The organism is Methylobacterium sp. WL103, assembly GCF_008039885.1.
Classification (GTDB): domain Bacteria; phylum Pseudomonadota; class Alphaproteobacteria; order Rhizobiales; family Beijerinckiaceae; genus Methylobacterium; species Methylobacterium cerastii.
In genome coordinates, this window is record NZ_VRUX01000645.1 from 1 (window position 1) to 2,290 (window position 2,290).

A 2,290-nucleotide genomic window follows, 5' to 3' on the forward strand; every position below is an offset into this window, starting at 1 on the left:
TTCCAGCAGCGCCGCCAGGCCGCCGCGCTCGACGAGACGGCGCGGCGGACCGCGCTGTTCAGCGGGGGAGGGGCGGTGGGCTCGGTCGGCTGTACGGCTAGCCGAGCCAACCGCGCTGCGCGAGCCAATTGAACGCCGGCACGCCTACCCACCACAGCAGGCCGCAGACGATGGCGATTTCCAGCACAAAGGTGATGGCGGCAGTAGTGATTCGGCCCATGGCGACGCACTGAGGCGTTAACTACAGCCGAAGTCAAACTCGGCAAATAAGCGGTGCAGGTGCTGCTTCCCGCAGTGCTGGTCGTGCCGCCTACCGCCCGATCTCCCACACCGGCATGCCAACAGGCCGCCCCGGCAGGCTCCGATAGTACGTCGTCATCCCGAACCGAATGCGGTCGCTCTCGATCGCACGGACGCGCTCGCCGCTGATCATCAGAGCGCCGCAGTGGTCGACCCGGATGAAGCCCGCCGTCGGATGCACGCCGAAGAGCTCCGCCGTCGTCCAGCCGAGCGCCGCAGCCTCCTCACCGAACTCGTCGAGGAAGGCGATGGCCCCCTCGCGCATCTTCTCCCAGCGTGGCCCGGTCAGCCCGGGGCACGGCGCCGTGGTCGGCTTCATGGCTTCAAGCGCGTCGCGCCAGGCCTGAGCGTCAGAAGGCGCGGGTCGAAGCGGTGCTGGTGATGCCATGGGTCTCGCCGTGGATGGGCCGGCGGGGATAGGGGCCGACGCGCGACGGCGCAACGCGGTGTTCGGCCGCCTGCAGCGCCGCGGAGCTTACTCCCCGGCTTCGATCCGATCCGTCAGCGCCCGCGCGGCGATCTGGGCGGCCGCCAAGCCTTGAGCCGGGGACAGGCACTTCATGTTCTGGCGCCGCTCGGGTTCGGCGCACACGTAGACGTAGAAGATCACCCGCTCGGCGTTGTCGATCACCTGGACCGACTCCTCCGTGACCTTGATGCGCAGGGGCAGGTTGAAACCGAGAGCGCTCACGCCAACCGGACCCACACCTCGGCCGCGAGTAGCAGCAGGAAGCCCGACCCGATCAGGTAGGTCGGCATGCGCCGGCGGTGGATGTCGGGAGGCTTCACTGGATCGTCTCGGAGCCGGTCATTACGCCGGTGACCCTGGCCAGCGAGATCAGTTCGGCATCGCTAAGCACCTCGCCGTCGACCAGCCACAAGCCCAGATCGTCGTCGGTCGGCTGAACATCCCAGCCCATCGCGCGCAGAACTTCGGCGGCCACTTGGCAGGGGGCGTCGCTCAAGGCGCCACCGGCCGCGCCAGCAGGATCGCGGTCCGGACGGCCGATCGTTTGCTGCCATCCTTCGCGGTGGGTTCGGTTAGGGTAGCAGTGGCGTGTCGGCTTGCCCTCACCGCAGCCGCCAGGTCCAGCGTGTGCCCGCTGGCGAACCGGAACAGACGCACATCCGCGGCGCGCATGAAAATATCGACCGCCGTGTTGACCTCATCGTCGGTGACGATCTTGGCCTTGAACAGGTCGCCGGTCGTGGGGTCTGCCATGGGGCGGGTATCCGAGCGTCCCGATTTGATCGACGGGCTTAGCGAGGAGGGCGAAGATTGGAGCGCCACTTGCCCTCTGTGAAGGCGGTGTGTTGCCACCTTATCTCGCCCGCGCCTCGCTGCCTCCCTGACCGTTGACTTAACCGGGCCTGCCAGCCGACATGCCATGTCCGGCTTGTGCGCGCCCTATGGCGAGTCGTGAGCCGGCTGGATCAAGGGATTAGCGCCGCGAGAAAGACCTAAGCCCAAAACGCCAACGGCCCCACTCCCTGGCAGGAATGAGGCCGTCGAAATCGAATGGGTCTGGTGGACCGCTTTGCAGCTCCCCAGACATCATAGCTCCCGCCGGGAGTCAATCGGGATCGTTTCCCGAGACGATGGCGCTTTGCCTTTTGCCGGGGACGGTTCACGCCGAGCCCCCTGCTTTGACGCGGCCTGAGCAGGGCTGTGAACGATGAACTACGCCTATGAGATCCGCCGACAGGCGGAGGCGGCCCCGCGCGCCGCGTTGCCGGTGGTCGCATCCGCGCTATGGAAAGCGTTCGGAGAGGGGCACCTGTCCGAGGCTGAGGCTGAGGCGCTATCTGGGCTGATCGAGGCGCGGCAGGGTGTCTTCATAACGGAGACGCCTTCCTCGCCGCCGGGCCTCACAGGAGCCCCCAGGAGCCGCGTGGGCTCTCGGCCGCGCACGGATGCCTCAATGGAGCGTCGCCGCCGCTGGGCGGCCTCTGGGCGGCTTCCTCCGGGTCTCGCGGCCCGGTTCACGCT

Annotated in this window: 4 protein-coding genes and 1 pseudogene; 1 reads left to right on the forward strand and 4 read right to left on the reverse strand. The window is 67.7% G+C overall.

Going from position 1 to position 2,290, the window contains the following annotated elements; translation table 11 throughout:
- Positions 1–310 precede the first annotated feature (310 nt).
- The 4 genes from FV222_RS23620 to FV222_RS23635 all read right to left on the reverse strand — a co-directional run bounded on the left by FV222_RS23620 (position 311) and on the right by FV222_RS23635 (position 1,522).
- On the reverse strand, positions 311–619 hold the full coding sequence (locus FV222_RS23620; protein ID WP_147815785.1) for a hypothetical protein: 309 nt from the start codon (positions 617–619) through the stop codon (positions 311–313).
- A gap of 156 nt (positions 620–775) precedes the next feature.
- Positions 776–991 carry a hypothetical protein gene (locus FV222_RS23625; RefSeq protein WP_147815786.1) on the reverse strand — a complete coding sequence of 72 codons (216 nt, stop codon included), beginning with the start codon at positions 989–991 and terminating at the stop codon, positions 776–778.
- A gap of 94 nt (positions 992–1,085) precedes the next feature.
- Positions 1,086–1,265: a hypothetical protein gene (locus FV222_RS23630; protein ID WP_147815787.1), complete on the reverse strand. Its 180-nt coding sequence runs from the start codon at positions 1,263–1,265 to the stop codon at positions 1,086–1,088.
- On the reverse strand, positions 1,262–1,522 hold the full coding sequence (locus FV222_RS23635; RefSeq protein WP_147815788.1) for a hypothetical protein: 261 nt from the start codon (positions 1,520–1,522) through the stop codon (positions 1,262–1,264). The genes FV222_RS23630 and FV222_RS23635 overlap by 4 nt, the downstream gene beginning before the upstream one ends.
- 454 nt (positions 1,523–1,976) lie before the next feature.
- Here FV222_RS23635 and FV222_RS31505 point away from each other — a divergent pair.
- Positions 1,977–2,290: pseudogene (locus FV222_RS31505) on the forward strand (helix-turn-helix domain-containing protein); the annotation flags it as partial.